24 protein-coding genes are annotated in these 24,088 nt (G+C 67.7%); 16 read left to right on the top strand and 8 right to left on the bottom strand.

Translation table 11 applies throughout. The annotated features are described in order from the left end of the window. Positions 1-66: 66 nt before the first annotated feature. A complete protein-coding gene (locus C1933_RS17055; protein ID WP_108754212.1) occupies positions 67-1,179 on the top strand; it encodes a PLP-dependent cysteine synthase family protein in 1,113 nt (370 codons plus the stop codon). A 64-nt stretch (positions 1,180-1,243) separates the two neighbouring features. Here the strand turns inward: C1933_RS17055 and C1933_RS17050 are convergent, their stop codons facing one another. Continuing rightward, positions 1,244-1,603 carry a hypothetical protein gene (locus C1933_RS17050; RefSeq protein ID WP_234414560.1) on the bottom strand — a complete coding sequence of 120 codons (360 nt, stop codon included), beginning with the start codon at positions 1,601-1,603 and terminating at the stop codon, positions 1,244-1,246. 217 nt (positions 1,604-1,820) lie between these two features. Between C1933_RS17050 and C1933_RS17045 the strand changes: the two genes are divergently transcribed. Next, a complete protein-coding gene (locus C1933_RS17045) occupies positions 1,821-3,851 on the top strand; it encodes a M3 family metallopeptidase (protein WP_108754210.1) in 2,031 nt (676 codons plus the stop codon). Between the two features lie 218 nt (positions 3,852-4,069). Here the strand turns inward: C1933_RS17045 and C1933_RS17040 are convergent, their stop codons facing one another. Further along, positions 4,070-4,873 carry an SDR family oxidoreductase gene (locus tag C1933_RS17040; RefSeq protein ID WP_108754209.1) on the bottom strand — a complete coding sequence of 268 codons (804 nt, stop codon included), beginning with the start codon at positions 4,871-4,873 and terminating at the stop codon, positions 4,070-4,072. Then, a complete protein-coding gene (locus C1933_RS17035) occupies positions 4,870-5,436 on the bottom strand; it encodes a DUF1415 domain-containing protein (protein ID WP_108754208.1) in 567 nt (188 codons plus the stop codon). Before C1933_RS17035 ends, C1933_RS17040 begins: the two co-directional genes overlap by 4 nt. A gap of 195 nt (positions 5,437-5,631) precedes the next feature. Between C1933_RS17035 and C1933_RS17030 the strand changes: the two genes are divergently transcribed. The 3 genes from C1933_RS17030 (at position 5,632) to C1933_RS17020 (ending at position 9,535) form a co-directional block, all read left to right on the top strand. Beyond that, positions 5,632-7,098, top strand: coding sequence for a benzaldehyde dehydrogenase (locus C1933_RS17030; RefSeq protein WP_108754207.1), 1,467 nt, complete (start codon positions 5,632-5,634; stop codon positions 7,096-7,098). A gap of 18 nt (positions 7,099-7,116) precedes the next feature. Then, a complete protein-coding gene (locus C1933_RS17025; RefSeq protein ID WP_108754206.1) occupies positions 7,117-8,244 on the top strand; it encodes an NAD(P)-dependent alcohol dehydrogenase in 1,128 nt (375 codons plus the stop codon). 205 nt (positions 8,245-8,449) lie between these two features. After that, the gene (locus C1933_RS17020; protein ID WP_234414559.1) at positions 8,450-9,535 is read left to right on the top strand and encodes a helix-turn-helix domain-containing protein; all 1,086 of its coding nucleotides are present in this window, start codon (positions 8,450-8,452) and stop codon (positions 9,533-9,535) included. Positions 9,536-9,610: 75 nt separating this feature from the next. On the opposite strand, the gene C1933_RS17015 is transcribed toward C1933_RS17020, so the two are convergent. Beyond that, positions 9,611-10,093: a YajQ family cyclic di-GMP-binding protein gene (locus C1933_RS17015; protein ID WP_010481366.1), complete on the bottom strand. Its 483-nt coding sequence runs from the start codon at positions 10,091-10,093 to the stop codon at positions 9,611-9,613. 211 nt (positions 10,094-10,304) lie between these two features. Here C1933_RS17015 and C1933_RS17010 point away from each other — a divergent pair, with 211 nt between their 5' ends. The 3 genes from C1933_RS17010 to C1933_RS17000 all read left to right on the top strand — a co-directional run bounded on the left by C1933_RS17010 (position 10,305) and on the right by C1933_RS17000 (position 13,099). Continuing rightward, on the top strand, positions 10,305-11,201 hold the full coding sequence (locus C1933_RS17010) for a DMT family transporter (RefSeq protein ID WP_108750472.1): 897 nt from the start codon (positions 10,305-10,307) through the stop codon (positions 11,199-11,201). A 204-nt stretch (positions 11,202-11,405) separates the two neighbouring features. After that, positions 11,406-12,413, top strand: coding sequence for a methionine ABC transporter ATP-binding protein (locus C1933_RS17005; RefSeq protein WP_108754204.1), 1,008 nt, complete (start codon positions 11,406-11,408; stop codon positions 12,411-12,413). Further along, the gene (locus tag C1933_RS17000; RefSeq protein WP_108750474.1) at positions 12,410-13,099 is read left to right on the top strand and encodes a methionine ABC transporter permease; all 690 of its coding nucleotides are present in this window, start codon (positions 12,410-12,412) and stop codon (positions 13,097-13,099) included. Before C1933_RS17005 ends, C1933_RS17000 begins: the two co-directional genes overlap by 4 nt. Positions 13,100-13,168: 69 nt before the next feature. On the opposite strand, the gene C1933_RS16995 is transcribed toward C1933_RS17000, so the two are convergent. From C1933_RS16995 to C1933_RS16985, 3 genes are all read right to left on the bottom strand, one after another. Next, positions 13,169-13,468, bottom strand: coding sequence for a HigA family addiction module antitoxin (locus tag C1933_RS16995; protein WP_108754203.1), 300 nt, complete (start codon positions 13,466-13,468; stop codon positions 13,169-13,171). A gap of 10 nt (positions 13,469-13,478) precedes the next feature. Then, entirely contained in the window at positions 13,479-13,757 is a 279-nt protein-coding gene (locus C1933_RS16990; protein WP_108754202.1) for a type II toxin-antitoxin system RelE/ParE family toxin, read from the bottom strand. A gap of 184 nt (positions 13,758-13,941) precedes the next feature. Next, positions 13,942-14,550: a lipocalin family protein gene (locus tag C1933_RS16985; protein ID WP_108754201.1), complete on the bottom strand. Its 609-nt coding sequence runs from the start codon at positions 14,548-14,550 to the stop codon at positions 13,942-13,944. 126 nt (positions 14,551-14,676) lie between these two features. On the opposite strand from C1933_RS16985, the gene C1933_RS16980 reads away from it, so the two are divergent. After that, positions 14,677-15,000, top strand: coding sequence for a hypothetical protein (locus tag C1933_RS16980; protein WP_108754200.1), 324 nt, complete (start codon positions 14,677-14,679; stop codon positions 14,998-15,000). A gap of 69 nt (positions 15,001-15,069) precedes the next feature. After that, positions 15,070-17,166, top strand: a complete 2,097-nt coding sequence (locus C1933_RS16975; protein WP_108754199.1) for a prolyl oligopeptidase family serine peptidase — start codon at positions 15,070-15,072, stop codon at positions 17,164-17,166. A 107-nt stretch (positions 17,167-17,273) separates the two neighbouring features. Here the strand turns inward: C1933_RS16975 and C1933_RS16970 are convergent, their stop codons facing one another. Then, entirely contained in the window at positions 17,274-18,458 is a 1,185-nt protein-coding gene (locus C1933_RS16970; protein ID WP_108754198.1) for a pyridoxal phosphate-dependent aminotransferase, read from the bottom strand. A gap of 145 nt (positions 18,459-18,603) precedes the next feature. Here C1933_RS16970 and C1933_RS16965 point away from each other — a divergent pair, with 145 nt between their 5' ends. The 6 genes from C1933_RS16965 to xerC all read left to right on the top strand — a co-directional run bounded on the left by C1933_RS16965 (position 18,604) and on the right by xerC (position 24,006). After that, positions 18,604-20,715 carry a S9 family peptidase gene (locus C1933_RS16965; RefSeq protein WP_108754197.1) on the top strand — a complete coding sequence of 704 codons (2,112 nt, stop codon included), beginning with the start codon at positions 18,604-18,606 and terminating at the stop codon, positions 20,713-20,715. Positions 20,716-20,769: 54 nt separating this feature from the next. Beyond that, the gene (locus C1933_RS16960) at positions 20,770-21,195 is read left to right on the top strand and encodes a YbaN family protein (RefSeq protein ID WP_108754196.1); all 426 of its coding nucleotides are present in this window, start codon (positions 20,770-20,772) and stop codon (positions 21,193-21,195) included. Positions 21,196-21,356: 161 nt separating this feature from the next. Next, positions 21,357-21,596 carry a lipoprotein gene (locus tag C1933_RS16955; RefSeq protein ID WP_108750481.1) on the top strand — a complete coding sequence of 80 codons (240 nt, stop codon included), beginning with the start codon at positions 21,357-21,359 and terminating at the stop codon, positions 21,594-21,596. Further along, positions 21,589-22,440 (top strand): diaminopimelate epimerase, encoded by an 852-nt coding sequence (dapF, locus tag C1933_RS16950; protein WP_108750482.1) that lies wholly within the window; start codon positions 21,589-21,591, stop codon positions 22,438-22,440. The genes C1933_RS16955 and dapF overlap by 8 nt, the downstream gene beginning before the upstream one ends. Continuing rightward, a complete protein-coding gene (locus C1933_RS16945; protein WP_108754195.1) occupies positions 22,437-23,111 on the top strand; it encodes a DUF484 family protein in 675 nt (224 codons plus the stop codon). Before dapF ends, C1933_RS16945 begins: the two co-directional genes overlap by 4 nt. Positions 23,112-23,127: 16 nt before the next feature. Beyond that, entirely contained in the window at positions 23,128-24,006 is an 879-nt protein-coding gene (xerC, locus tag C1933_RS16940; protein ID WP_108754194.1) for a tyrosine recombinase XerC, read from the top strand. Positions 24,007-24,088 lie beyond the last annotated feature (82 nt).

Here is a 24,088-nt window from a genome sequence, read left to right as displayed (position 1 = left end):
CACCGTGCTGATTGCGACATACAATGGACGGATCGCACCGTTCCGTCCTGACAACGACTCTCCGCCATGTCGCAGCGTGAATGGGTGGCTGCCGCCATCCGCAAGATCGAAGCCGATTTCAATCGCTCCGCCGATACCCATCTGATCCCGCTGGCGCTGCCCGGGTTTGCGGGGATCGATGTCTATCTGAAGGACGAGTCGAGCCACCCCACCGGCAGCCTGAAACACCGGCTGGCGCGCTCGCTGTTCCTGTATGCGCTGGCCAACGGCTGGCTGCGTGAAGGGCGGCCGGTGATCGAGGCCTCCAGTGGCTCCACCGCGGTGTCCGAAGCGTATTTCGCACGCCTGCTGGGGCTGCCGTTCGTGGCGGTCATTCCGGCCAGCACCTCGCCGGAAAAGATCGCGGCCATCGAATTCCATGGCGGGCGCTGCCACCTGGTGGAACGTGCCTGCGACCTGAACTGCGAATCCGAACGCCTGGCCCGCGAAACCGGCGGCCACTTCATGGACCAGTTCACCTACGCCGAGCGCGCCACCGACTGGCGTGCGAACAACAACATCGCCGAATCCATCTTCAAGCAGATGGCCGAAGAGCCCAGCCCGGTGCCGGACTGGATCGTGTGCAGCCCGGGCACCGGCGGCACCGCCGCCACCCTGGGCCGTTATGTCAGCTACCGCCGCCACGACACGCGCATCCTGTGCGCCGACCCGGAAGTCTCGGTGTTCTACGCCGGCTACCAGGCGGCCGTGGCCGGTGAACAGGACTGGCGTGGGCTGACCTGCAGCGGCGGTTCGCGGGTGGAAGGCATTGGCCGGCCGCGGGTGGAACCGAGCTTCATTCCCACCAGCGTGGATGCGATGGTGAAGGTGCCCGACGCGCTGAGCCTGGCCGCCATGCGCCATGTCAGCCGCCAGCTGGGGCGTCGCGTGGGCGGTTCCACCGGCACCAATTTCATCGGCGTGCTGCAGGCCGCGCAGTGGATGCGCGCGGCCGGGCGCAGCGGCAGCATCGTCAGCATCCTGTGCGATGCCGGCGAGCGCTACGCGCACAGCTATTACAACCCCGAGTGGTACCTGAAGCAGGGCATCGACGTGGACGGCGCCGATGCACAGCTGGCCGCCGCCGTGGCCGGGCAGGGGCTGCCCGAGCTGGCGTGCTGCAGCCTGGAAGCGCTGTAAACGGGCCGACATCGTGCTGGGCACGCCGTTGTAGAGTCGAGCCATGCTCGACTGCTTCTGGCGGTCAATACCCCGCCGCCATGAACGCATCCAGCACCGCATCGCGCAGTGCATCGGGCAGCGCCTCGATATCCATCGCGCGGTCATCCAGGTGCAGATGCGGGTCCAGGCTGCTGGCCCGGCCCTGGGCCAGTGCCTGCAGCCATAGCAGCACGCAGATCACGAACTCGCGCTCATGCCCGGGATGCAGATGGCTGGCGCCGCGTTCGATCACCTCGAACGGATACCACTCCTGGGTCTCATTCAATCGACCGCCCTGCTGCTGCACGGCCTGCAACTGGGCAAGATGGCGCGGAGCATCGTCGCCGGCGTCGCACAACCCGGCGATCCAGGCCAGTTCGTTTGCACTGGCCGTCAGGGCCATCGACCGGCCCGGTGCTGCGGTTGGGGCTGGAGCCAGACCTTCCATGTGGGGCCTCGTCGGTACGTACCGCTGCGGTCTCCCCCGCGTCGCCAGCTTCGGCGCGGTGCCGTAAGGCCGGTGTGAATGCCCGGTGCGCCGCCCCCTTGTCTGCTGCCGCTGCCAGCGCCATATCGACGGTGATGCCCGCGCGCCGGGCCTGTCCCCCTGGAGATCTGCCGTGACCGAAGCCAACCCCCTGCTCGATTTTTCCGGCCTGCCGCGCTTCGAGGCGATCCGCCCCGAGCACGTGGCACCGGCGCTGGATGCGCTGCTGGCCCAGGCCGAGGCGGCGGTCAGCGCGGCCGAGCAGGTGCAGCCGGTCACCTGGCAGACCTTCGTAACCCCGCTGGACGACGCCACCGAGCGCCTGTGGCGCGCCTGGGGCCTGGTCAGCCATCTGCAGGGCGTGGTGAACACCCCTGAGCTGCGCGAGGCCTACAACAGCAACCTGCCGCGGGTGACCCGCTTCGCCAGTGCGCTGGGCCAGAACCTGGCGCTGTTCCGCCAGTACCAGGCCCTGGCCGCCAGCGCCGAAGCGGCGCACTTCGATGCGGCCCAACGCAAGGTGCTGGACAACACCCTGCGTGATTTCCGCCTGGGCGGTGCCGAACTGGAGCCGGCCGCGCAGCAGCGCTTCGCCGCGATCAAGGAGGAGCTGTCGGCACTGTCGGCGAAGTTCTCACAGAACGTGCTCGATGCCACCGACGCCTGGTCGCTGGTGGTGGACGACGAAGCGCGCCTGGCCGGTGTGCCCGACGACGTGAAGGCCGCCGCGCGTGTGGCCGCGCAGAAGGACGGCCACGAGGGCTGGAAGCTGACCCTGCAGATGCCGTGCTACCTGCCGGTGCAGACCTGGGGCGAAGACCGCGACCTGCGCGAGATCCTGTACCGCGCCAGCGCGCAGCGCGCCTCGGAATTCGGCGACGACGCGCTGGACAACAGCGGCAACATCGACCGCATCCTGGCCCTGCGTGGCGAGCTGGCGGCGCTGCTGGGCTTCGCCTCCTACGGCGACTACTCGGTGGCCACCAAGATGGCGCAGGACCCGGCCGAAGTGCTGGGCTTCCTGCGTGACCTGGCCGTGCGTGCCAAGCCGTTCGCCGCACAGGATCGCGCTGAACTGGAACAGTTCGCCAGCGAACAGCTGGGCATCGCACCGCTGCAGGCCTGGGACCTGGCCTTCGCCGCCGACCGCCTGAAGCAGGCGCGCTACAGCTATTCCGAGCAGCAGGTGAAGCAGTACTTCACCGAACCGAAGGTGCTGGCCGGCCTGTTCGCGGTGATCGAGCAGCTGTACGGCCTGCGCGTGCAGCCCGACAGCGCACCGGTCTGGCATGACGACGTGCGCTTCTTCCGGCTGGTGGATGCGCAGGGCGCGCTGGTGGGCCAGTTCTACCTGGACCTGTACGCGCGCGAAGGCAAGCGCGGTGGCGCGTGGATGGACGACTGCCGCAACCGCCGCGTACGCGCCGATGGCAGCGTGCAGACGCCGCTGGTCTACCTGGTGTGCAACTTCGGCCGCGGTGCCGACGGCAAGCCGGCCACCTTCAGCCACAACGAAGTCACCACCCTGTTCCATGAAATGGGCCATGGCCTGCACCAGCTGCTGACCCGCATCGGCGAACTGGGCGTGGCCGGCATCAACGGCGTTGAATGGGACGCGGTCGAGCTGCCCAGCCAGTTCATGGAGAACTTCTGCTGGGAATGGGACCACCTGCAGGCGATGACCGCGCACGTGGACAGTGGCGAGCCGCTGCCGCGCGCGCTGTACGAGCGCATGCTGGCCGCGCGTAACTTCCATAGCGGCATGGCGACCGTGCGCCAGCTTGAATTCGGGCTGTTCGACATGCTGCTGCACAGCCAGTTCGAACCGGCGCAGGACAGCGTGCTGGCGTTGCTGGATCGCGTGCGCGCGGAAGTGGCGGTGAACCATCCGCCGGTGTGGAATCGCTTCCCGCACCAGTTCAGCCATATCTTCGCCGGTGGCTATGCGGCGGGCTATTACAGCTACAAGTGGGCCGAAGTGTTGAGTGCCGATGCGTATGCGGCCTTCGAAGAAGCGCCGCAAGCGCTGGCTGAAACCGGTGCGCGTTTCCGCGACGAGATTCTTTCGCGCGGCGGCAGCCGTGCCGCAGCGGATAACTTCAAGGCCTTCCGCGGCCGCGCACCGCAGATCGACGCGCTGCTGCGGCATTCGGGCATGGCGTAACGCGGTGCCGTTGCGGTAGGTGCCAACCTTGAAGCGGTGGTGCTGTGGTAGGTGCCAACCTTGGTTGGCACTTTCTGGCATTTGTGCGGACCAAGGTCCGCACCTACCGAGCCGCGGTGCCGCCTGGCATTTGTGCGGACCAAGGTCCGCACCTACCGAGCCGCGGTGCCGCCTGGCAATCGTGCGGACCAAGGTCCGCACCTACCGGCAGCGGTGCTCTACTCGGCGTAGATCATCTTTCGGGTCATGCCGCCGTCCACGATGAAATCCTGGCCGGTGCTGAAGCCGGACAGCGAGGACAGCAGGTACACCGCCAGGGCGCCGATATCTTCGGGCTGGCCCACGCGGCCCACCGGGTGTTGGGCGTGGTCGCTGGCCGAATAGTCCGGCGCGTGGCGGCGCGACGGCGCCTGCCAGGCACTGGTGCCGATCCAGCCCGGGCTGATGCTGTTCACCCGCACCGCCGGGCCGGCGCTGATGGCCAGTGCATGCGTGAAGGCCACCAGCCCACCCTTGGCGGCGGCGTAGGCCTCGCTGTGCGCTTCGGACTGCCAGGCGCGGGTGGAGGCGATGTTGATCACCGCGCCTGCGCCACTGGCGGTCAGTGCCGGCAGCGCGTGCTTGCAGCACAGGAACGCGCCATGCAGCGACGACAGCCGCCGCTGCCATTCGTCCCACGCCATGTTTTCCAGGGTGGTGCCATGCGGGCCGGCAATGCCGGCGTTGTTCACCAGGCCATCGATGCGGCCGAAGCGCTGCTGCGCCACGGCGATGAAGTCGCGCACGCTGCCTTCGTCGGCAATGTCCAGGCGCTGGAACGCGGCATCATCGCCGCGCTGCCATTCGTCCAGGCAGGCCTGGCCCGCCTCGGTGTCCAGATCGCCGATCAGCACGCGGCCGCCGGCGCCCAGCACCGCCTGGGCGATGCCGCGGCCAATGCCATTGGCACCGCCGGTGACCAGCACCACCTTGCCCTGCAGGGGCACCGCAGGCCACGTGGCGATCGGCGGTGCCGCGCTCACGACAGGTCTTCCCCGCGCAGGCGGCGGTACCAGCCATCCACGCCAATGCGGTCCAGGGTCTGGATGTTGCGCTCCACGATCACGTCCGGGTCCGGAAAGGCGTCCACCGCGCGCGCCACGCTGTCTTCGCGCAGCAGGTGCAGGGTGGGGAAGGGGGCACGGTTGGTGTAGTTGCTGGCATCGTCAGCGGCCACGCCGTCGAACTGGTAATCCGGGTGGAAGCTGGCCACCTGCAGGATGCCCTGCAGGTCCAGTGCCTCGATCGCCGCGTCGGCGTTGTCCAGGAAATCGTTGTAGTCCAGGAAATCCACCAGCACCTGCGGATGCACGATCAGCGTGGTGTCGATCTGTTCGGCCGGGGTGTCGCGCAGCAGCACCAGTTCTTCGGCCAACTGCTCCACCAGCGCTTCCGGCGTGGTGGCATCGCTCAGCACGAAACGCACCTGGTCCTTCACGTACACGGCCTTGGCGAAGGGGCACAGGTTCAGGCCGATCACGATGCGCTCCAGCCACAGGCGGGTGGCGGCAATCGGATCGTCGGTGGGCAGGGCGGTATCGGTCATGGCGGGCACATCGGCTGGCGGGGCCGCCATTGTAGGCGCGCGGTCACCGCCGCGCTGTTCACTGTCCACGAACTGGACAGCGGCGATGCTGGAAAGCCTTGTGCATTCAATCACCTGGCCGCGCACAGCCAATGGCCGATTGCCGCCCCGGCAGTGAAAGGCGTGCAATGGCCCTACGTAACTGGAGGACCCAACATGACTGCATCTTCCCCGTGGCTGCCGGCCGATCTCTGGTCCGGTGCTTTTTTCGATGGCCAGTGGCGCGCCGCCGCGCAGCAGCAGCCGGTGCTTGAACCGGCCACCGGCCAGACGCTGGGCCAGGTGGGCCTGGCCGATGCCGCGCAGGTGGCACGTTCGGCCGCGGCGGCCGCGCAGGCACAGCGCGCCTGGGCCGCCGCGCCCTACGAACAGCGCGCGCAGGTGCTGCGCCAGGCCGCACGCTTGGCCGAAGACAACATCGACACGCTGGTGGACTGGCTGGTGCGCGAAAGCGGCTCGACCCGCCTGAAGGCCGGTTTCGAGGCCAAGGTGACCATCAAGGCGCTGCACGAAGCGGCGGCGCTGCCCTCGCGCAGCACCGGCGAAATCCTGCCCTCCGAACCGGGCCGGCTGAACCTGGCGCGGCGCCGCCCGCTGGGCGTGGTCGGGGTCATTTCGCCGTTCAACTTCCCGCTGTACCTGGCCATGCGCGCGGTGGCACCGGCCATCGCGCTGGGCAATGCGGTGGTGCTCAAGCCCGATCCGCGCACGGCGGTCTGCGGTGGCGCGGTCATCGCCCGCCTGTTCGAACAGGCCGGGCTGCCCGCCGGCGTGCTGCACATGTTGCCCGGTGATGGCGCCGCCGGTGCCGCGCTGACCAGCGACCCGCACGTGGCGATGATCCAGTTCACCGGTTCCACCGCGGCCGGCCGCAAGGTGGGCGAAGCGGCCGGCAAGCACCTGAAGAAGGTGTCGCTGGAACTGGGCGGCAAGAATTCGCTGATCATCCTGGACGATGCCGATCTGGATCTGGCCGTGGCCAACACCGCCTGGGGCGTGTACCTGCACCAGGGCCAGATCTGCATGGCCACCGGCCGCGTGCTGGTACATCGGAAAATCCACGCTGCCTTCCTGGAAAAACTGGTGGCCAAGGCGAAGTCGCTGAAGGTGGGTGACCCGGCACGCGAAGACGTGGCCATCGGGCCGCTGATCAACGCCACCCAGCGCGACCATGCCGCGCGCGTAGTGGCCGATGCGGTGCAGGCCGGTGCCACGTTGGAAGCCGGTGGTACCCACCAGGACCTGTTCTTCGCCCCCACCGTGCTGGGCAACGTGGCTGCCGACAACCCCGCGTTCAACGAAGAAATCTTCGCGCCGGTGGCGGTGGTGGTGCCGTTCGACGATGACGACCATGCAGTGCAGCTGGCCAACGACAGCGAGTACGGCCTGTCGATGGCCATCGTGTCCAGCAACGTGGGCCGCGCGCTGAAGCTGGGCGAGCGCCTGCGCACCGGCCTGCTGCACATCAACGACCAGACGGTGAATGACGAAGTGATCAATCCCTTCGGCGGCGTGGGTGCGTCCGGCAACGGCACCAGCATCGGCGGCCCGGCCAACTGGGAAGAATTCACCCAGTGGCAGTGGATGACCGTCAAGGGCGAAGCGCCCGCCTACCCGATCTGATCCAGGAGGAACATCGCGATGAGCAACACTACTGCAGGCCGTGACATCACCGCGGCCGTCGTGCGCGGCAAAGAACAACCGTTCGTGATCGAGCAGGCGCACCTGCGCGGTCCGCAGGACGACGAAGTGCTGGTGAAGGTGGTGGCCACCGGTCTGTGCCACACCGACCTGATCGTGCGCGACCAGTACTACCCGGTGCCGTTGCCGGCGGTGCTGGGCCATGAAGGCGCGGGCATCGTCGAAGCCGTGGGCCCGAACGTGCGTGACCTGAAGGTGGGCGACCACGTGGTGCTGACCTACGGCGCCTGCGGCCACTGCAACCCGTGCCGCGGCGGCCATGGCGCCTACTGCAGGGATTTCTTCGGGCTCAACTTCGGTGGCGACGATGGCCACGGCCATACCGCCATCACCGATGCGCAGGGGCAGCCGCTGCACGATCACTTCTTTGCGCAGTCCTCGTTCGCCACCTTTGCCATCGCGCGCGAGATCAATGCCATCAAGGTGCCCGACGATGCGCCGCTGGAACTGCTGGGCCCGCTGGGGTGCGGCATCCAGACCGGTGCCGGTGCGGTGCTCAATTCGCTGCAGGTGCGTTCGGGCAGCAGCTTCGCCAGCTATGGCGCCGGTGCGGTGGGCCTGAGTGCGGTAATGGCGGCCAAGGTGGCCGGCGCGACCACCATCATCGCCATTGATGTGGTGCCGTCGCGGTTGGAACTGGCGCTGGAACTGGGCGCCACCCACGTGGTGAACAGTCGCGAGACCGATGTGATCGAGGCGGTGCGTGCGATCACCGGCGGTGGTGCGGATTACGCGCTGGAATCCACCGGTCGCCCGGAAGTGCTGTCGGCCGGCATCGAGGCGCTGGGCGGGCTGGGCATGATGGGCGTGGTGGGCGCGCCGAAGCTGGGCACCACGGCCAGTTTCGATGTGAACAACCTGCTGCTGGGCGGGCGCAGCATCCGCGGCATCGTGGAAGGTGACAGCGTGCCGCAGGTGTTCATTCCGCAGCTGGTGACGCTGTACCAGCAGGGCCGGTTCCCGTTCGACAAGCTGGTGAAGTTCTATCCGCTTGAGCAGATCAACCAGGCGGCCGAGGACAGCACCAAGGGCATTACGTTGAAGCCGATCCTGCGTATTGCGGCGTAAGGGTGGGGTGGTTTGCAGGGCTGCGCCCTGCACCTGCCGAATCAACGTCAACGTCAAATGCGGGCTATCCGTGGGATGGCGGGGTGGGTCCGGTTGCGGGGGACGAGCGTCGGGTCGGATCCGTTTTCCAGAGGAAAACGGCTCTGACCCCGCAAACGACCACATAACGCGGGCATGGCACGGGTGGGTGTACGCTGTTGCGATGATGGCCACGACAGTCGGGCAACAACAGTTGGTGGCGGCGCGCGATGCGTTCGTCGAGGGCGATATGGCGTCGCTGGCCGGGCTGCCGTTGCCCCTGCAGCAGTCCTGGCAGCGCTCGCGGGCGGCCGGGGTGCTGCCCGGGCAGGAACCGTACTACCCGCCGCTGCAGGGCGATGGCCGGCGCCTGCGCGATGCCGACGACCGTCGCCTGGCGCGCTGCGTGCAGCCGGAACTGGAACAGCTGTGGGCGGCCTTCGGTGGGCGTGGCTGGACGATGTTCTGTGCCAACCGCCACGGCATGGTGATCGCGCAGCAGGCCCACGGCCTGGAAGATGCCGCCTTGCTGCGGCCGATCCAGGTCGGGCGGCAGCTGGGTGAAGCGGAGATCGGCACCACCGCGCCGGCGGTCAGCCTGGCCGACGACATGCCCGCCCTGGTGCGCGGCAACGAGCATTACCTGCAGCGCTTCGCGCCGGTGTTCTGCCTGAGTGAGCCGCTGCACGATCTGGACGGCCAGGTCTGTGGGGCGATCGACATCACCGGGCTGGGCGAGCGTGATCCGGCGCTGCTGCAGGGCTATTTCCGGCAGGCCGCGCTGGCCAGTGAGAACCGCCTGTTCCAGACCTTGGCCGATGTGCACCTGCTCGCCGTGCAGCATGATCCGCGCTGGCTGGCAACGCCGTTGCAGGGGCTGCTGGCGGTGCAGGAGGACGGGCAACTGCGCGCAGCCAACCGCGTGGCGCGGCGCCTGCTGGGGCTGCCGCGGCGGGGGCCTTTACCGCTGCTGTCGATGGAAACCGTGTTTGCTGGCGCCAGCGCGGCGCAGCGGCGCCATCTGCTGCAGCCTGGCCCTGCGCACCGGGTGCGGCTGGGCGAGGGCACTGCGGTCTATCTGCAGCACCTGCGGGCCCCACGGGCACCGCGTACACGTACGGCGGCGCCTGCAGCGGTGGCTGCTGCGCCACTGCGCGAGCAGCAGCGCGAAGCGGCGCGTCGTGCGGCACATGCCGCCGATGGCAACCTGAGCCTGGCCGCACGTCAGCTGGGCGTCTCGCGCACCACGCTGTACAAGCTGCTGCGCGATTAGTCGCGCAGTCCGCCGGGCATGGCCCGGCGCTACCGCTGAGGCGCGGGTAGCGCCGGGCCATGCCCGGCGAAAGAATCAATCGCGGAAGTTGTTGAACTGCAGCGGCAGTTCGAACTTGCCGGCCTTCAGCACCGCAATCGCATCCTGCAGGTCGTCGCGCTTCTTGCCCTGCACGCGCAGCTTGTCGCCGTTGATCTGGCTTTCCACCTTCAGCTTGGCTTCCTTCAGCGCTGCGGCGATCTTCTTGGCGATCTTCTGCTCGATGCCCTGCTTGACGGTGATCTTCTGCCGGGCCTGGGCCAGGTTGGTTTCGATATCGCCAAATTCCAGGCTCAGCACGTCGATGCCGCGGGCGGCCAGGCGCGCGCGCAGGATGTCGTTCATCTGCTTGAGCTGGAATTCGGTCGGTGCGGTCTGGTTGATCACATCGCCATCGCGCTCGAACTTCGCGTCCACGCCCTTGAAATCGAAGCGGGTGGCAAGTTCGCGGTTGGCCTGGTCGATGGCGTTGGTCAGTTCGTGGGTGTCGACTTCAGACACGACGTCGAAGGAAGGCATGGGCTTGGCTCCGCGGAATTCAGTGGCGGCCATTCTATCGCGTGGGCCCCGCGGTGTTTGTAGAGTCGAGCTTGCTCGACTGCCGCGTGAAAGCCAGTCGAGCATGGCTCGACTCTACCGGGGGTGCCAGTCGAGCAAGCTTGACTCTACCGGGGATGCCAGTCGAGCAAGCTCGACTCTACAGACGGCGGTTGCCGGGCGATAATGGGCCATGAACCTGCAACGCTCCCCTTCGCGCGCGGTGGCCTGGATGGTCGCGGCGGTGGCCTGTTTCTCGCTGATGGACGCCGGCATGAAGCAGCTGTCGGCCAGTTATCCCTCGCTGGAAGTCACCTTCCTGCGCGGTGCGGCCTCGCTGCCCTTCGTGCTGGTCTGGGTGCTGGCCAGCGCCGGCCCGCGCTCGCTCATTCCACGTCGCTGGGGCCTGCATCTGTTGCGCGGTGGGCTGGGCATGGCAATGATCGGCTGCTTCGTGTTCGCCCTGCGTGACCTGCCGCTGTCCACCGCCTACAGCATCTATTTCGTCGCCCCGCTGCTGATTGCCGCGCTGTCGGTGCCGTTGCTGGGCGAGCGGGTGGGGCCGCGCCGCTGGGTGGCCATCGGCGTCGGCCTGCTGGGGGTGATCGTGGTGCTGCGGCCGGGCGTGGACGGCTTCATTTCCATCCCCGGCCTGATGGTGCTGGCTGCGGCCACGGCCTACGCCATCGCCGCCATCACCGTCAGCCTGCTCACCCGCACCGATACCTCGCAGTCGATGGTGGTCTGGTTCCTGGTCATCATGGCCATCGGCGCCGGCCTGCTGGCGCTGCCCGACTGGGTGCCGCTGCAGTTGGCCCACGCGCCGTTGATCGCCGGCATGGGCCTGGCCGGCGCACTGGGCCAGATTGCCCTGACCCGGGCCTTCCAGCTGGGCGAGGCCTCGATGATCGCGCCGCTGGAGTACAGCGGCCTGGTCTGGGTGATCGGCTGGGACCTGGCGTTCTGGGGCCAGCTGCCGGACGCCTACACTTGGGTGGGCGCGGCCATCATCGTCGCCTCGGGCCTGTACCTGCTGCACCGGGAACGCCTGAACCGGGTGCAGCCGCCGAAGCCGCTGGACCACCCGTAATCGTGGCGGGTTGGGGGTCGGAGCCCCTGCGGGGATCCGACCCCGGGGTCAGACCCCCGCAGGGGCTCTGACCCCCGCCGTCATCCCCGGTACACGCGGCTTAGAACCAAAAGGAATAACATTCTGGCCCAAGGCGCAGGCGCGGAACCGCCGGCGCTGGTAGGCTGCACGCCCCTTCTTCCGCCCCGCCGGTGAGCCACGCCCGTGATCGAGTTCCAGCGCCTGCACAAATCCTATGCCGTTGCCGGCCGCCAAGTGAGCGCGCTGCAACCGCTGGACCTGACCATCGAGGCCGGCGAAGTGTTCGGCATCATCGGCCATTCCGGCGCGGGCAAGTCCACCCTCATCCGCATGATCAACCGCCTGGAAGAACCCAGCGGTGGCAAGCTGCTGATCGGTGGTGAAGACATCACGGCGCTGGATGCCGATGGCCTGCGCGCGCTGCGCCGTCGCATCGGCATGATCTTCCAGCACTTCAACCTGCTGTCTTCGCGCACGGTGGCCGGCAACGTGGCCTTCCCGCTGGAACTGGCCGGCACGCCGAAGGCGGAGATCGACGCGCGCGTGGCCGAGCTGTTGCAGACCGTTGGCCTGCAGGACCACGCGACGAAGTACCCGGCGCAGTTGTCCGGTGGGCAGAAGCAGCGCGTGGGTATTGCCCGCGCGCTGGCCACCCGCCCGCAGATCCTGCTGTGCGACGAAGCCACCAGCGCGCTGGATCCGCAGACCACCGCGTCGGTGCTGGCGCTGCTGTCGAAGATCAACCGCGAGCTGGGCCTGACCATCGTGCTGATCACCCACGAAATGGATGTGATCCGTCGCGTCTGTGATCGCGTGGCCGTGCTCGACGGCGGCCACCTGGTGGAAACCGGTCCGGTCACCCAGGTCTTCCTGCACCCGCAGCATGCCACCACGCGGCGCTTCGTCAGCGAATCCGAACATGTGGACGAAGGCGTGCTGCACCGCGATTTCGACGTGGTGGGCGGGCGCATCGTGCGCCTGACCTTCCTCGGCGGTGACACCTATGAGCCGTTGCTGGGCCGCGTGGCCCGCGAAACCGGCATCGACTACAACATCCTGTCCGGCCGCATCGACCGGATCAAGGACACCCCGTATGGCCAGCTGGTGGTCGCCCTGGTGGGCGGCGACCAGTCCGCCGCGCAGGCCGCGTTCGTGGCTGCCGGCGTGCACGTTGAGGAACTGCGCCGATGATCGTCGCCACTGCTGAAGGTTTCTTCCGCCACCTGGATGCCAACAAATGGGTGGATATCGGCAAGGCCACCATCGAGACGTTGCTGATGATGGCCGGCTCGCTGCCGCTCACCCTGGCCATCGGTCTGCCGATGGGCGTGCTGCTGTATGTGTTCGGTGCGCCGCAGATGAAGCGCCGGCCGCTGGCTTACGGCGTGCTGGCGATCGTGGTGAACCTGCTGCGCTCGGTGCCCTTCATCATCCTGATGGTGGTGCTGATTCCGGTGTCGCTGTGGCTGATGGGCCAGTCGATCGGCGTGCTCGGCACGCTGCCGGCGCTGGTGATCGGCGCGGCGCCGTTCTATGCGCGCCTGGTCGAAACCGCCCTGCGCGAAGTGGACCGTGGCGTGGTCGAGGCGGCGCAGTCGATGGGCGCCACCACCTGGCAGCTGGTCACCCGGGTGCTGCTGCCTGAAGCCCGGCCGGGCCTGATCGCGGCCGCTACCGTCACCACGGTGGCCCTGGTCGGCTTCACCGCCATGGGCGGTGCGATCGGTTCCGGTGGCCTGGGCGACCTGGCGCTGCGCGAAGGCTACCAGCGCAACCGCACCGACGTGGCCCTGGTCACCGTGGTGGTGCTGCTGATCCTGGTGCAGCTGCTGCAGATGCTCGGCGACCGCCTGGTCGCGCATTACACCCGCAAATAGCACGATGCCGGGCATCGCCCGGCATCGTTCGGGTAGCGCCGGGCCATGCCCGGCGGATGTCCCGCGCTGCTACGCAGCCCTTGGCTGCACGCGGCGCTCGATCTCGCCCAGGGTCGGCAACGTCTTCAGATCGTAGGTTGCCTGCATTGCAAGCCACGATGCCGCATCGCCCCCGAAATGCCGTGCCAAGCGGGCCGCCGTATCGGCCGTGATCGCGCGTTCACCATGCACGATGGCATGCAGGCGCGTGGCGGGAACATCCAATGCCCTCGCCAGCGCATTCACGCTCAGGGCCAGCGGCGCGAGGAACTCTTCGCGAAGGATCTCACCGGGATGGATGGCCCGCATGCGGTTGGTGGATGGCTTCATGGCCAGAACCTCAGTGGTAGTCAACGATTTCCACGGCCTCCGGACCGGTTTCGGTCCAGATGAAACACAGCCGCCACTGATCGTTGATGCGCAGGCTGTGCTGCCCTTTGCGGTCACCCGTGAGCGCCTCCAGCCGGTTGCCAGGCGGACTGCGCAGAAACGACAGCGTCTGTGCCGAGTCCAGCATCTGCAGCTTCCGCTCGGCCACCCGGCGGATTGACTGCCAGGGACGATGGCACTGACCTTCGAACAGGGCACGGGTGTGTTTGCAACGGAAGGATCGAATCATTCCGCAAAACGTATTACGTAAAACGGAATATACCAAGGGACTGGATGTGAGGCCAGTCCCGCTTCGGCGATTCAAGGTTTCGATGGACGGATCGCGTCATGCTGACGCCGCCGGGCATGGCCCGGCGCTACCGTAGCCGCGCGATCATCGCGGTAGCGCCGGGCCATGCCCGGCGAACGCTATCTCAGCGCACGTTCGGTACTTCGTAACCCAGCTTGCCCACCTGTTCGGGGTGCTGCGGCACGCGCTTGAGCTTGTCGGTGTTCACGCCGTACTCGTCACGCAGGCGCTCGGCCAGTTCCTTGTACAGCGCTTTGTCCATGTCCGGCTGGCGGGCGAAGATCCAGGCCATTTCACGGCCGGGATAGCCGATCAGCGCCCACGAATAGTCCGGCGCCACTTCCAGCACGCGCGAATGGGTCGGTACCACCCGGTAGAACCAGGTGCGCCACGCGTGGTTGCCACTGTCCGCATCGACGCTGGCGCGCGCCCGCACTTCCTGCAGCGGCTGGCCGAAGCCATCGCGGTAACGGTAGGTGATGGCGACCTTGTGGTCGTCGCGCAGTTCGTACTGGTTGACGCTGGCCACGTGGCCACGTTCGATGAAGTTCGGCACGCGGCCGATCACATACCAGGTGCCCATGAAGCGCTGCAGGTCGACCGGGGCATCCGGATCAATGGCCGTACGGTCAGGCAGCGCGCTGCGCGATGCCGGCGGATCTTCGGCAGCCAGCGCGGCGCCTCCCAGTGACAGGGCCAACACCATGGCGCAGAACGGGCGGATCGGGGACATGCGGGAGCGGGCTCCAAAAGGCTTGCCCGCGCATGGTCACTGGGTGCAGCCGATCCGTCAATGGTGTCGCAGCCAGTGAGAAGCGTTGCCGCCACGCTGTGCACCATCGACCACGGGAGACCGACCATGAACGCACGCACCGCACATCGCCCCTCAGCTGAACGCCTCAGGCAGCGCCCCGATCCGCGCGTGCTGCGCCTGGTGCAGCAGCTGGCCCTGGCGGGCGTGGCGCTGGTGCTGGTGTGGCCGGCCGCGCGTGGCCACCACGCCTGGCTGGGCTGGGCGCCGCTGTGGCTGGTGGGCATGCCGCTGGTGGCGTGGTGGGCCCTGCTGGGCTGTCCGTTGCCGCTGCGGGCGGCCCTGCGGCGGCTGCGCGGGCCGCAGCAGCAGGCGCGTCGGCGTCCGGCCCGCAGGCCGCGGCGCGCGCGGGGGCAGGCGGCCACAGCCTGACCTTCGACACGGGGGCGGCCCGTCCGAACCGTGCTAGCGTTCCACGGCTAATGACTGCCTGGAGCTGCAATGTCGCGATTCGCTTCCGCCTGCCTGTTGGCCGGCATGATGACCGGCGCCTCGGTGGGGACCGCCGTGGCCGCTGAAGACACCGACCGTTACGCCTGGCTGGAGGACGTGACCGGCGACAAGCCGCTGTCCTGGGTGAAGGAACAGAACGCCAAGTCCGAGGCGCGCCTGGCGCAGACGCCGGCGTTCAAGCAGATGGAAACGAGCATCCGCGAGGTGCTCGATTCGGACGCCAAGATTCCCGGCGTGCAGAAGATCGGCGAGTACTACTACAACTTCTGGAAGGACAAGCAGCACGAACGCGGCCTGTGGCGCCGCACCACCCTGGCCGAGTACCGCAAGGCCTCGCCGCAGTGGGAAACCGTGCTGGACCTGGACGCGCTGAACAAGGCCGAAGGTGAGAACTGGGTCTGGCACGGCGCCGACTGCCTGCGCCCGGATTACAGCCGCTGCCTGATCGCGCTGTCGCGCGGCGGCGCCGACGCCGATGTCACCCGCGAATTCGACCTGGCCAGCAAGACCTGGATCAAGGACGGCTTCTTCCGCCCCGAATCGAAGGGCGGGCTGAACTGGATCGACCGCGACACGGTGTTCGTCTACACCGATTTCGGTGCCGGTTCGATGACCACCTCCGGTTACCCGCGCATTGCCAAGCTGTGGAAGCGTGGCACGCCGATGGCCTCGGCCAGCGTGGTCTACGAAGGCAAGCCGGAGGACATGTACATCGCGGCCATGCACGATGACACCCCCGGCTTCGAGCGCAACCTGGTCAGCCGCACGCTGGCCTTCTACAACAACGAACTGTACCTGCGCGCCGACGACGGCACGCTGAGCAAGATCGATGCGCCCAATTCGGCAGAAAAGGGCCTGCACAAGCAGTGGCTGACCCTGGAACTGCGCGATGCCTGGACCGTGGGTGGCAAGACCTACGCCTCCGGTTCACTGCTGGCGACCAAGCTGGACGATTTCCAGGCCGGCAAGCGCGATTTCGAAGTGCTGTTCACGCCCACCGCCACCACCTCGCTGGCCGGCACCGCCTGGACCCGCAACCATCTGGTGCTGAACGTACTGGATGACGTGAAGAATCGTCTGTCGGTGCTCACCCCGGGCGCCAAGGGCTGGCAGAAGAGCGAGTTCGTCGGTGCGCCGTCGTTCGGCACGCTGGCCGTGGGCGCGGTCGACAGCAATGACAGCGACGCGGTCTGGCTGACCGCCACCGATTACCTGACCCCGACCACCCTGGCCCTGGCCGAGATCGGCAAGGCACCGGAGACGCTGAAGACCATGCCGGCCTTCTTCGATGCCGACGGCAAGGTGATCGAACAGCACTTCGCCACCAGCAAGGACGGCACCCGCGTGCCGTACTTCGTGGTGCACGACAAGGCGATGAAGCTGGACGGCTCCAACCCGACCCTGCTGTACGGCTACGGCGGTTTCGAGATCTCGCTCACCCCGAACTATTCCGGCGGCATGGGCCGCGCGTGGCTGGAGAAGGGCGGCGTGTACGTGGTCGCCAACATCCGCGGCGGTGGCGAGTACGGCCCGCGCTGGCACCAGGCGGCGCTGAAGCAGAACCGTCACAAGGCCTATGAAGACATGGCCGCCGTTGCCCAGGACCTGGTCACCCGCAAGATCACCAGCGCCAAGCACCTGGGTGTGCAGGGCGGCAGCAACGGTGGCCTGCTGACCGGCAACATGCTCACCCAGTACCCGGAACTGTTCGGTGCGGTGGTGGTGCAGGTGCCGCTGCTGGACATGAAGCGCTACAGCCACCTGCTGGCCGGTGCCTCGTGGATGGCCGAGTACGGCAACCCGGACACCAGCGACTGGGAGTTCATCAAGACCTTCTCGCCGTACCACCTGTTCGACGCGAAGAAGAACTACCCGCCGGTGCTGTTCACCACCTCCACCCGCGATGATCGCGTGCATCCGGGCCACGCCCGCAAGATGGCGGCCAAGATGATCGACGCCGGCAAGGATGTGACCTACTACGAGAACATCGAAGGCGGTCACGGCGGTGCAGCCAACAATGCGCAGGCCGCGCATATGTCTGCGCTGGCCTACAGCTTCCTGTGGGAGCGCTTGGGCGGCAAGTGATGGAATGAAAAACGCCGCCCTCGGCGGCGTTTTTCGTTGGGGGCCACGTATCCACGCATGGCGTGGATCTACCGGTGCGCGGTGCGCTCGCCGGGCATGGCCCGGCGCTACCGGAACCGCTGCAACCCGCGCGCGATGCGCGCCACCGCTTCCTGCAACCGCGGCACTTCCTGCGTGTACGCCAACCGCACGTGCTGGTTGGCGCGGTGGAAGCCGAAGTCCAGGCCGGGCGTAAACGCCACGTGCTCGGTTTCCAGGAAGTGCGCGCAGAACGCCTGCGCGTCGTCGGTGAACGCGCTGACATCGGCGTACAGGTAGAACGCGCCCTGCGGTTCCACCTCGATACGGAAACCCAGTTCGCGCAGCGCCGGCAGCAGGAAATCACGGCGCTGCTGGAACGCCTGCCGGCGCTGCTCGAAGATCGCCATCGCTTCCTCGCTGAAGCACGCCAGCGCGGCATGCTGGGCGATGCTCGAGGCGCTGATGTACAGGTTCTGTGCCAGCTTCTCCAGCTCGGGTACCGCGGCCGGCGGCGCCACCAGCCAACCCAGGCGCCAGCCGGTCATGCCGAAGTACTTGGAGAAGCTGTTCAGCACGAACGCGCTGTCATCCACCTGCAGCACGCTGGGCGCATCCAGGCCATAGGTGAGGCCGTGGTAGATCTCGTCCACCACCAGGTGGCCGCCGCGCGCATGCAGCGACGTCGACAGGGCGGCCAGTTCATCGGCCGACAGCACGGTGCCGGTCGGGTTGGCCGGCGAGGCCACCAGCGCGCCGACGCTGCCGCTGTTCCAGTGCTGTTCCACCAGCGACGGAGTCAACTGGTAGGCGGTGTCCGGGCCGACCGGCACCAGCTGCGCGCCGCCTTCCACCAGGCGCAGGAAGTGGCGGTTGCACGGATAGCCCGGATCGGCCAGCAGCCAGTGCCGGCCCGGATCGACCAGCAGGCTGCTGGCCAGCAGCAGCGCGCCCGAACCGCCCGGGGTGACCAGGATGCGCTCGGGATCAATGTCCAGCCCGTAATGGCGGGCATAGAAACCGCTGATCGCCTGGCGCAGCGCCGGCAGCCCGCGCGCAGCGGTGTAGCGGGTATGGCCGGCGGCCAGTGCGGCCTGGCCGGCGCGCACGATGGGTTCGGCGGTGGTGAAGTCCGGCTCGCCGATCTCCAGGTGGATCACATCGTGGCCGGCCTGTTCCAGCGCCTGTGCGCGGGCCAGCAGGGACATCACGTGGAACGGGGCGATTTCATGGCTGCGCCGGCTGTAGCCCGGCGTGTGGGGCAGGGTGCTCATGCGCCCATGGTACGCCGCAGGCCGGGGGGACGCTGCGGCGGTGGTAGAGTCGAGTTTGCTCGACTGCTGTTGCGGTCAGCCGAGCAAGCCCGACCCGACCTACGCCACGGACGCCATTGCGTAACCGCACCAGGACCCTTATTTCATGAAACCCACCCTCTGCCTGTTGCTTGCCAGCCTGATGACCAGCACCGCTACCGCCGCCACCCCGCCCGTTCCGCCGGATGCCCAGAAGCGTCCGCACGAGGTCAAGGCGCCGTTCGGCGCGACCCGCAACGATGACTATTACTGGCTGCGCGACGACACGCGCGAAAACAAGGACATGCTGGCCTACCTGCAGGCCGAGAATGCCTACGCCGACCAGCTGCTGGCGCCGCTGAAGCCGCTGGAAGACACCCTCTACAAGGAAATCGTCGGCCGCATCAAGCAGGACGATGCCAGCGTGCCGGCGCGCGAGCGCGGCTACTGGTACTACAGCCGCTTCGAGACCGGCCAGGACTATCCCATCCATGCGCGCCGCAAGGGCAGCATGGAAGCGCCGGAAGAAGTGCTGCTGGACGTGAACACGATGGCCGCCGGCAAGGGCTACTTCAACGTCGGTTCGATGGACGTAAGCCAGGACAACCAGCTGCTGGCCTGGGCCGACGATGACGTGGGCCGCCGCCAGTACACCATCCGCTTCAAGGACCTGCGCACCGGCAAGGTGCTGCCCGATGTGATCACCGGCAGTTCCGGCGATCTGGTCTGGGCCGATGACAACCGCACCGTGCTGTACGTGGAAAACGACCCGGAAACCCTTCTGACCGTGCGGGTGAAGAAGCACGTGCTGGGCACCCCGGCCAGCGCCGATACCGTGGTCTACGAAGAAGAGGATGACAGCTTCTACATGGGCATCGGCCGCACCCGCGACGATCGCTTCATCACCATCGGCGTGCACAGCACCGTGTCTTCGGAAGAGCGCTACGCCCCGGCCAGCGACCCGACCACCTTCACCGTGCTGGCCCCGCGCCAGCGCGACGTGGAATACGACGCCGACCACTACGATGGCCGCTGGGTGATCCGCACCAACGATGGCGCGAAGAACTTCAAGCTGGTCACCGCGCCCACCGATGCCACCTCGCGCGCGCAGTGGAAGGACTGGATCGCCCACGACGAAGCGGTGTTCATCGAAGGCTTCGAGCTGTTCGACAGCTACACCGCCATTGCCGAGCGTTCCGAAGGCCTGGAGCGCGTGCGCCTGCTGTTCAAGGACGGTCGCACCGATTACGTGAAGGCCGACGAGCCGGCGTACTCGATGGGCCTGGGCGACAACACCGAGGCCGATACGCCGTGGCTGCGCTACGTCTATACCTCGATGACGACCCCGACCACGGTGTTCGAACTGAATACCGCCACCGGTGAGCGCCGCCAGCTGAAGGTGCAGCCGGTGATCGGCTACGACGCCAGCAAGTATGAAACCGACCGTGTGTGGGTGACCGCGCGCGACGGCGTGAAGGTGCCGGTGTCGCTGGTGTATCGCAAGGGCTACCAGAAGGATGGCAAGGGCGCGCTGTTCCAGTACGCCTACGGCAGCTACGGCATGTCGATGGACCCGTACTTCAACCAGACGGCAGTCAGCCTGCTCGACCGGGGCGTGGTGTATGCCATCGCGCACATCCGCGGTGGCCAGGAAATGGGCCGCGACTGGTACGAGAACGGCAAGCTGCTGCACAAGCAGAACACCTTCAACGACTTCATCGACGTGACCCGCGCGCTGGTGGCGCAGGGCTGGGCGGCGAAGGACCGCGTGGCCGCTTCCGGTGGCAGTGCCGGTGGCCTGCTGATGGGCGCAGTGGCCAACCAGGCGCCGCAGGATTACCGGGTGATGGTGGCGCAGGTGCCGTTCGTGGACGTGGTCACCACCATGCTCGACCCGACCATTCCGCTGACCACCAACGAGTACGACGAGTGGGGCAACCCGGAACAGAAGCCGTACTACGACTACATGCTGTCCTACTCGCCCTACGACAACGTAAAGAAGCAGGCCTACCCGGCGCTGTTCGTGGGTACCGGCCTGTGGGATTCGCAGGTGCAGTACTGGGAACCGGCCAAGTGGGTGGCCAAGCTGCGCGATGACAACACCGGGTCGTTGCCGATCCTGTTCCGCACCAACATGGAAGCCGGCCACGGCGGCAAGTCCGGGCGCTTCCAGCGCTACCGCGAACTGTCCGAGTCGTACGCGTTCGTGCTGCAGCAGCTGGGCATCGCCCAGCCGTAAGCGGGGTGGGGTGCCGGGCACTGCCTGGCACCCTGAGCCGGTATTCTTGCCGCCATGACCCTGCCCGAACCGCCCCCGGCCCGCGATCCCGCTCCGCCCCCGCGCGTGGTGCGTTTCCGCTGGGCCTGGTGGCTGCTGGCCTATGTCAGCCTGGGCACCGGCATCGTCGGCATCTTCGTGCCGGGCCTGCCCACCACCGTATTCATCCTGATTTCCGCCTGGGCCGCCTCGCGTGGTTCCGAGCGCCTGCACACCTGGCTGCTGCAGCATCCGCGCTTCGGCCCGGCCATCGCCAACTGGCAGGCCCACGGCGCGGTCAGCCGCTACGGCAAGTGGATGGCCACGATCACCATGGCCGTGTGCGCCGGCATCATGCTGTGGTGCGTGCCCATTGCCTGGGTGAAGTGGTTTTCCATCGGCAGCATGACCGTGGTGGCGATCTGGTTGTGGACGCGGCCGCTGCCGCCGCCGGAAGGCTGAACATGGCCTGCTGTGGGCGGCCCGTGGCGGGTGGTCACGGGTAGAGTCGACTGTTAGTCGACTGCTCTTGCAACGGCCGTGAAAATCCCGCGCTGCGCGCGATAGTCGACCAACGGTCGACTCTACCTACCGCTCAGCCACCAATGGCTATACTCGGGGCCATGAAGATCCCCCATCGCAATGCCATTCTGATTCCGTTGGCAGCGGCCTCGCTGCTGTTCCTGTCCGCCTGCGGCAACAAGGGCCCGCTGGTACTGCCGCAGAAGCCGGTGCCGGTGGAAGAAGTGGTTGAGCCGGCCGCCGATGCCGAGGCCACGCCGCCGGCCACCCAGCCGACCAGCGACGGCAGTCCGTCCACCACCCCCGACCCGATCAAGCCGGTGGACGACGGGAATGAGTAAGGCTGGCAACAACGCGCTGCGCTTCAGCAAGATGCACGGCGCAGGCAACGATTTCGTGGTGATCGACCTGCGCGACGGCACCCCGCCGCCGTCGCCGGAACTGGCCGCGCGCCTGGCCGACCGCCATACCGGCGTGGGCTGCGACCAGATCCTGACCATCGAGCCGCCGCGTGCGGAAGGCTCGGTGGCCTCGTACCGCATCTGGAACGCCGACGGTTCCAATTCCGAGCAGTGTGGCAATGGCGCGCGCTGCATCGCCGCTTGGCTGGTGCGCGAGGGCAGTGCGCAGGGCGCGCAGTTCGTCATCGACAGCCCGCTGGCCAGCCATGCCGTGCAGGTGCTGGGCGATGGCCGGTTCTCGGTGGCCATGGGCGTGCCGGCGTTCGAACCGGCGCAGGTGCCGCTGGTGGGCTTTGCCCACCCGCGTGAGGAATACCTGCTGCCGCTGCAGGGCGAGAGCGTGCGCTTCGCCGCCGTGTCGATGGGCAACCCGCATGCGGTGATCGAAGTGGGCCTGGTCGATGCCGCGCCGGTGGAGCGCGTGGGCGGCCTGCTGCAGCAGCACGCCTCGTTCCCCAATTCGGTGAACGTGGGCTTTGCCCAGGTGATGGCGCCGGACCATGCGCGCCTGCGCGTGTTCGAACGCGGCGTGGGCGAGACCCTGGCCTGCGGCAGCGGTGCCTGTGCCGCAGCGGTCACCCTGATGCAGCGCGGCCGCCTGCAGCGCGATGCCCGCATCAGCCTGCCCGGCGGTGAACTGCGCATCCAGTGGCCCGGTGAAGGCCAGCCGGTGGTGATGGCCGGCCCGACCGCATTCGTCTTCGAAGGGGAGTGGAGTGCATGACTGAGACCGCCGACAAGCTCGGGGCCCACGAAGTCGCCAGTTGGCTGCGGCGGCATCCCGGCTTCCTCAAGCAGTTTCCCGACCTGGCCCTGACCCTGGTGGTGCCACGCGACGACGGCCCCACCGCGTCGCTGGCCAGCTACCAGCTGGAAGTGCTGCGCGAGAAGAACCGCGAGCTGGCGCGGCGGCTGGCCGACCTGGGTGCCACCGCCCAGGTGAACGAGCGGCTGGCGGTGCGTACCCACCAGCTGACCCTGGCCCTGATGAAGCAGGACAACGCCGCCGATACCCTGCGCGCGATGGCCGCCTCGCTGCAGGAAGACTTCGCCGGCGATCTGGTGCGGCTGGTGGTGCATGCACCGGTGGCCGGGCTGGAACAGGCCGACTGGCTGCAGGTGATCGCCGCCGATGACCCGCAGCTGGGCCCGTTCCGCGACTGCCTGAAGGATGGCGAGCCGATCTGCGGCCGCCTGCAGGCCGACAAGAACGCCGTGCTGTACGGCGTGCGCAGCGAGGAAGTGCAGACCACCGCCCTGCTGCCGCTGCCGGGTGTCGGCCTGATTGCCGTGGGCAGCCACGACCCGAATCGTTTCTACCCTGGCATGGGCACGCTGTTCCTGCGCATGATGGGCGATGCACTGGCCACGGGCCTGAAGCGATTCCACGACTGAACGGAGCGCTGCCTCGATGAGCGCGGTACAGCAGTTCCTGCAGCACCTGCAGGTGGAACGGCGGATGTCGGCGCACACGCTCGACGCCTACCGCCGCGACCTGGATGCGCTGTCGGTCTGGGCCGAACCGCGCGGTGTGGCGGTAGAGGCGCTGGACGTGGACGCCGTGCGCCAGTTCGTGGCCGACGAGCACCGCCGCGGGCTGTCGGCCAAGAGCCTGCAGCGCCGCCTGTCGGCCTGCCGCAGTTTCTATGCCTGGCTGCTGCGCCATGGCCGCATCGAGGCCAGCCCGGCGGCCACCCTGAAGGCACCGCGCGCGCCGCGGCGCTTGCCGCAGGTGCTGGATGCCGATGAAGCGGTGCAGCTGGTCGAGCTGGAACCGGAAGGCGAGCTGGGCCGCCGCGACCGCGCGCTGCTGGAACTGTTCTATTCGTCGGGCCTGCGCCTGAGCGAAGTCTGCGCGCTGACCTGGCGCGACCTGGATTTCGCCAGCGGCCTGGTGAACGTGATGGGCAAGGGCAACCGCCAGCGCCGGGTGCCGTTCGGGCGGCCGGCACGCGAGGCGTTGCTGGCCTGGCGCAGTGAAAGTGGCGGACTGCCGGCCTTGCCGGTGTTTCCCGGCCGCAACGGGCCGATCAGCCAGCGCGCGGTGCAGGTACGCATCCGCCAGCTGGCGCAGCGCCAGGGCCTGTTCAAGCATGTGCACCCCCACATGCTGCGGCACAGCTTCGCCAGCCACATCCTGGAATCGTCGGGCGATCTGCGCGGCGTGCAGGAGCTGCTGGGCCATGCCGACATCGCCACCACCCAGATCTACACCCATCTGGATTTCCAGCATCTGGCCAAGGTCTACGACGCGTCCCACCCGCGCGCCAAGCGCAAACCGACGGGGTAGCGCCGGGCCATGCCCGGTGAGCGCATTGCTGCCGCTGAACGGCAGCCATCCACGCAGGCTTGATCACCCCCGCTGCTGTCCC

The organism is Stenotrophomonas sp. ZAC14D2_NAIMI4_6 (assembly GCF_003086875.1).
Lineage (GTDB): Bacteria > Pseudomonadota > Gammaproteobacteria > Xanthomonadales > Xanthomonadaceae > Stenotrophomonas.
This window is presented reverse-complemented; position numbering and strand designations above follow the sequence as displayed.

Excerpts from the sequence above, each read along its gene's own strand:
- C1933_RS17030 (WP_108754207.1), top strand. The coding sequence starts at position 5,632 with ATGACTGCATCTTCCCCGTGGCTGCCGGCCGATCTCTGGTCCGGTGCT.
- C1933_RS16985 (WP_108754201.1), bottom strand. The coding sequence starts at position 14,550 with ATGTCCCCGATCCGCCCGTTCTGCGCCATGGTGTTGGCCCTGTCACTG.
- C1933_RS17050 (WP_234414560.1), bottom strand. The coding sequence starts at position 1,603 with ATGGCCCTGACGGCCAGTGCAAACGAACTGGCCTGGATCGCCGGGTTG.
- C1933_RS16960 (WP_108754196.1), top strand. The coding sequence starts at position 20,770 with ATGACCCTGCCCGAACCGCCCCCGGCCCGCGATCCCGCTCCGCCCCCG.
- C1933_RS16970 (WP_108754198.1), bottom strand. The coding sequence starts at position 18,458 with ATGAGCACCCTGCCCCACACGCCGGGCTACAGCCGGCGCAGCCATGAA.
- C1933_RS16990 (WP_108754202.1), bottom strand. The coding sequence starts at position 13,757 with ATGATTCGATCCTTCCGTTGCAAACACACCCGTGCCCTGTTCGAAGGT.
- C1933_RS16975 (WP_108754199.1), top strand. The coding sequence starts at position 15,070 with ATGTCGCGATTCGCTTCCGCCTGCCTGTTGGCCGGCATGATGACCGGC.
- C1933_RS17055 (WP_108754212.1), top strand. The coding sequence starts at position 67 with ATGTCGCAGCGTGAATGGGTGGCTGCCGCCATCCGCAAGATCGAAGCC.
- C1933_RS17000 (WP_108750474.1), top strand. The coding sequence starts at position 12,410 with ATGATCGTCGCCACTGCTGAAGGTTTCTTCCGCCACCTGGATGCCAAC.
- dapF (WP_108750482.1), top strand. The coding sequence starts at position 21,589 with ATGAGTAAGGCTGGCAACAACGCGCTGCGCTTCAGCAAGATGCACGGC.
- C1933_RS17015 (WP_010481366.1), bottom strand. The coding sequence starts at position 10,093 with ATGCCTTCCTTCGACGTCGTGTCTGAAGTCGACACCCACGAACTGACC.
- C1933_RS16980 (WP_108754200.1), top strand. The coding sequence starts at position 14,677 with ATGAACGCACGCACCGCACATCGCCCCTCAGCTGAACGCCTCAGGCAG.
- C1933_RS17035 (WP_108754208.1), bottom strand. The coding sequence starts at position 5,436 with ATGACCGATACCGCCCTGCCCACCGACGATCCGATTGCCGCCACCCGC.
- C1933_RS16945 (WP_108754195.1), top strand. The coding sequence starts at position 22,437 with ATGACTGAGACCGCCGACAAGCTCGGGGCCCACGAAGTCGCCAGTTGG.
- C1933_RS16995 (WP_108754203.1), bottom strand. The coding sequence starts at position 13,468 with ATGAAGCCATCCACCAACCGCATGCGGGCCATCCATCCCGGTGAGATC.
- C1933_RS17010 (WP_108750472.1), top strand. The coding sequence starts at position 10,305 with ATGAACCTGCAACGCTCCCCTTCGCGCGCGGTGGCCTGGATGGTCGCG.
- C1933_RS16955 (WP_108750481.1), top strand. The coding sequence starts at position 21,357 with ATGAAGATCCCCCATCGCAATGCCATTCTGATTCCGTTGGCAGCGGCC.
- C1933_RS17025 (WP_108754206.1), top strand. The coding sequence starts at position 7,117 with ATGAGCAACACTACTGCAGGCCGTGACATCACCGCGGCCGTCGTGCGC.
- C1933_RS17020 (WP_234414559.1), top strand. The coding sequence starts at position 8,450 with ATGGCCACGACAGTCGGGCAACAACAGTTGGTGGCGGCGCGCGATGCG.
- C1933_RS16965 (WP_108754197.1), top strand. The coding sequence starts at position 18,604 with ATGAAACCCACCCTCTGCCTGTTGCTTGCCAGCCTGATGACCAGCACC.
- xerC (WP_108754194.1), top strand. The coding sequence starts at position 23,128 with ATGAGCGCGGTACAGCAGTTCCTGCAGCACCTGCAGGTGGAACGGCGG.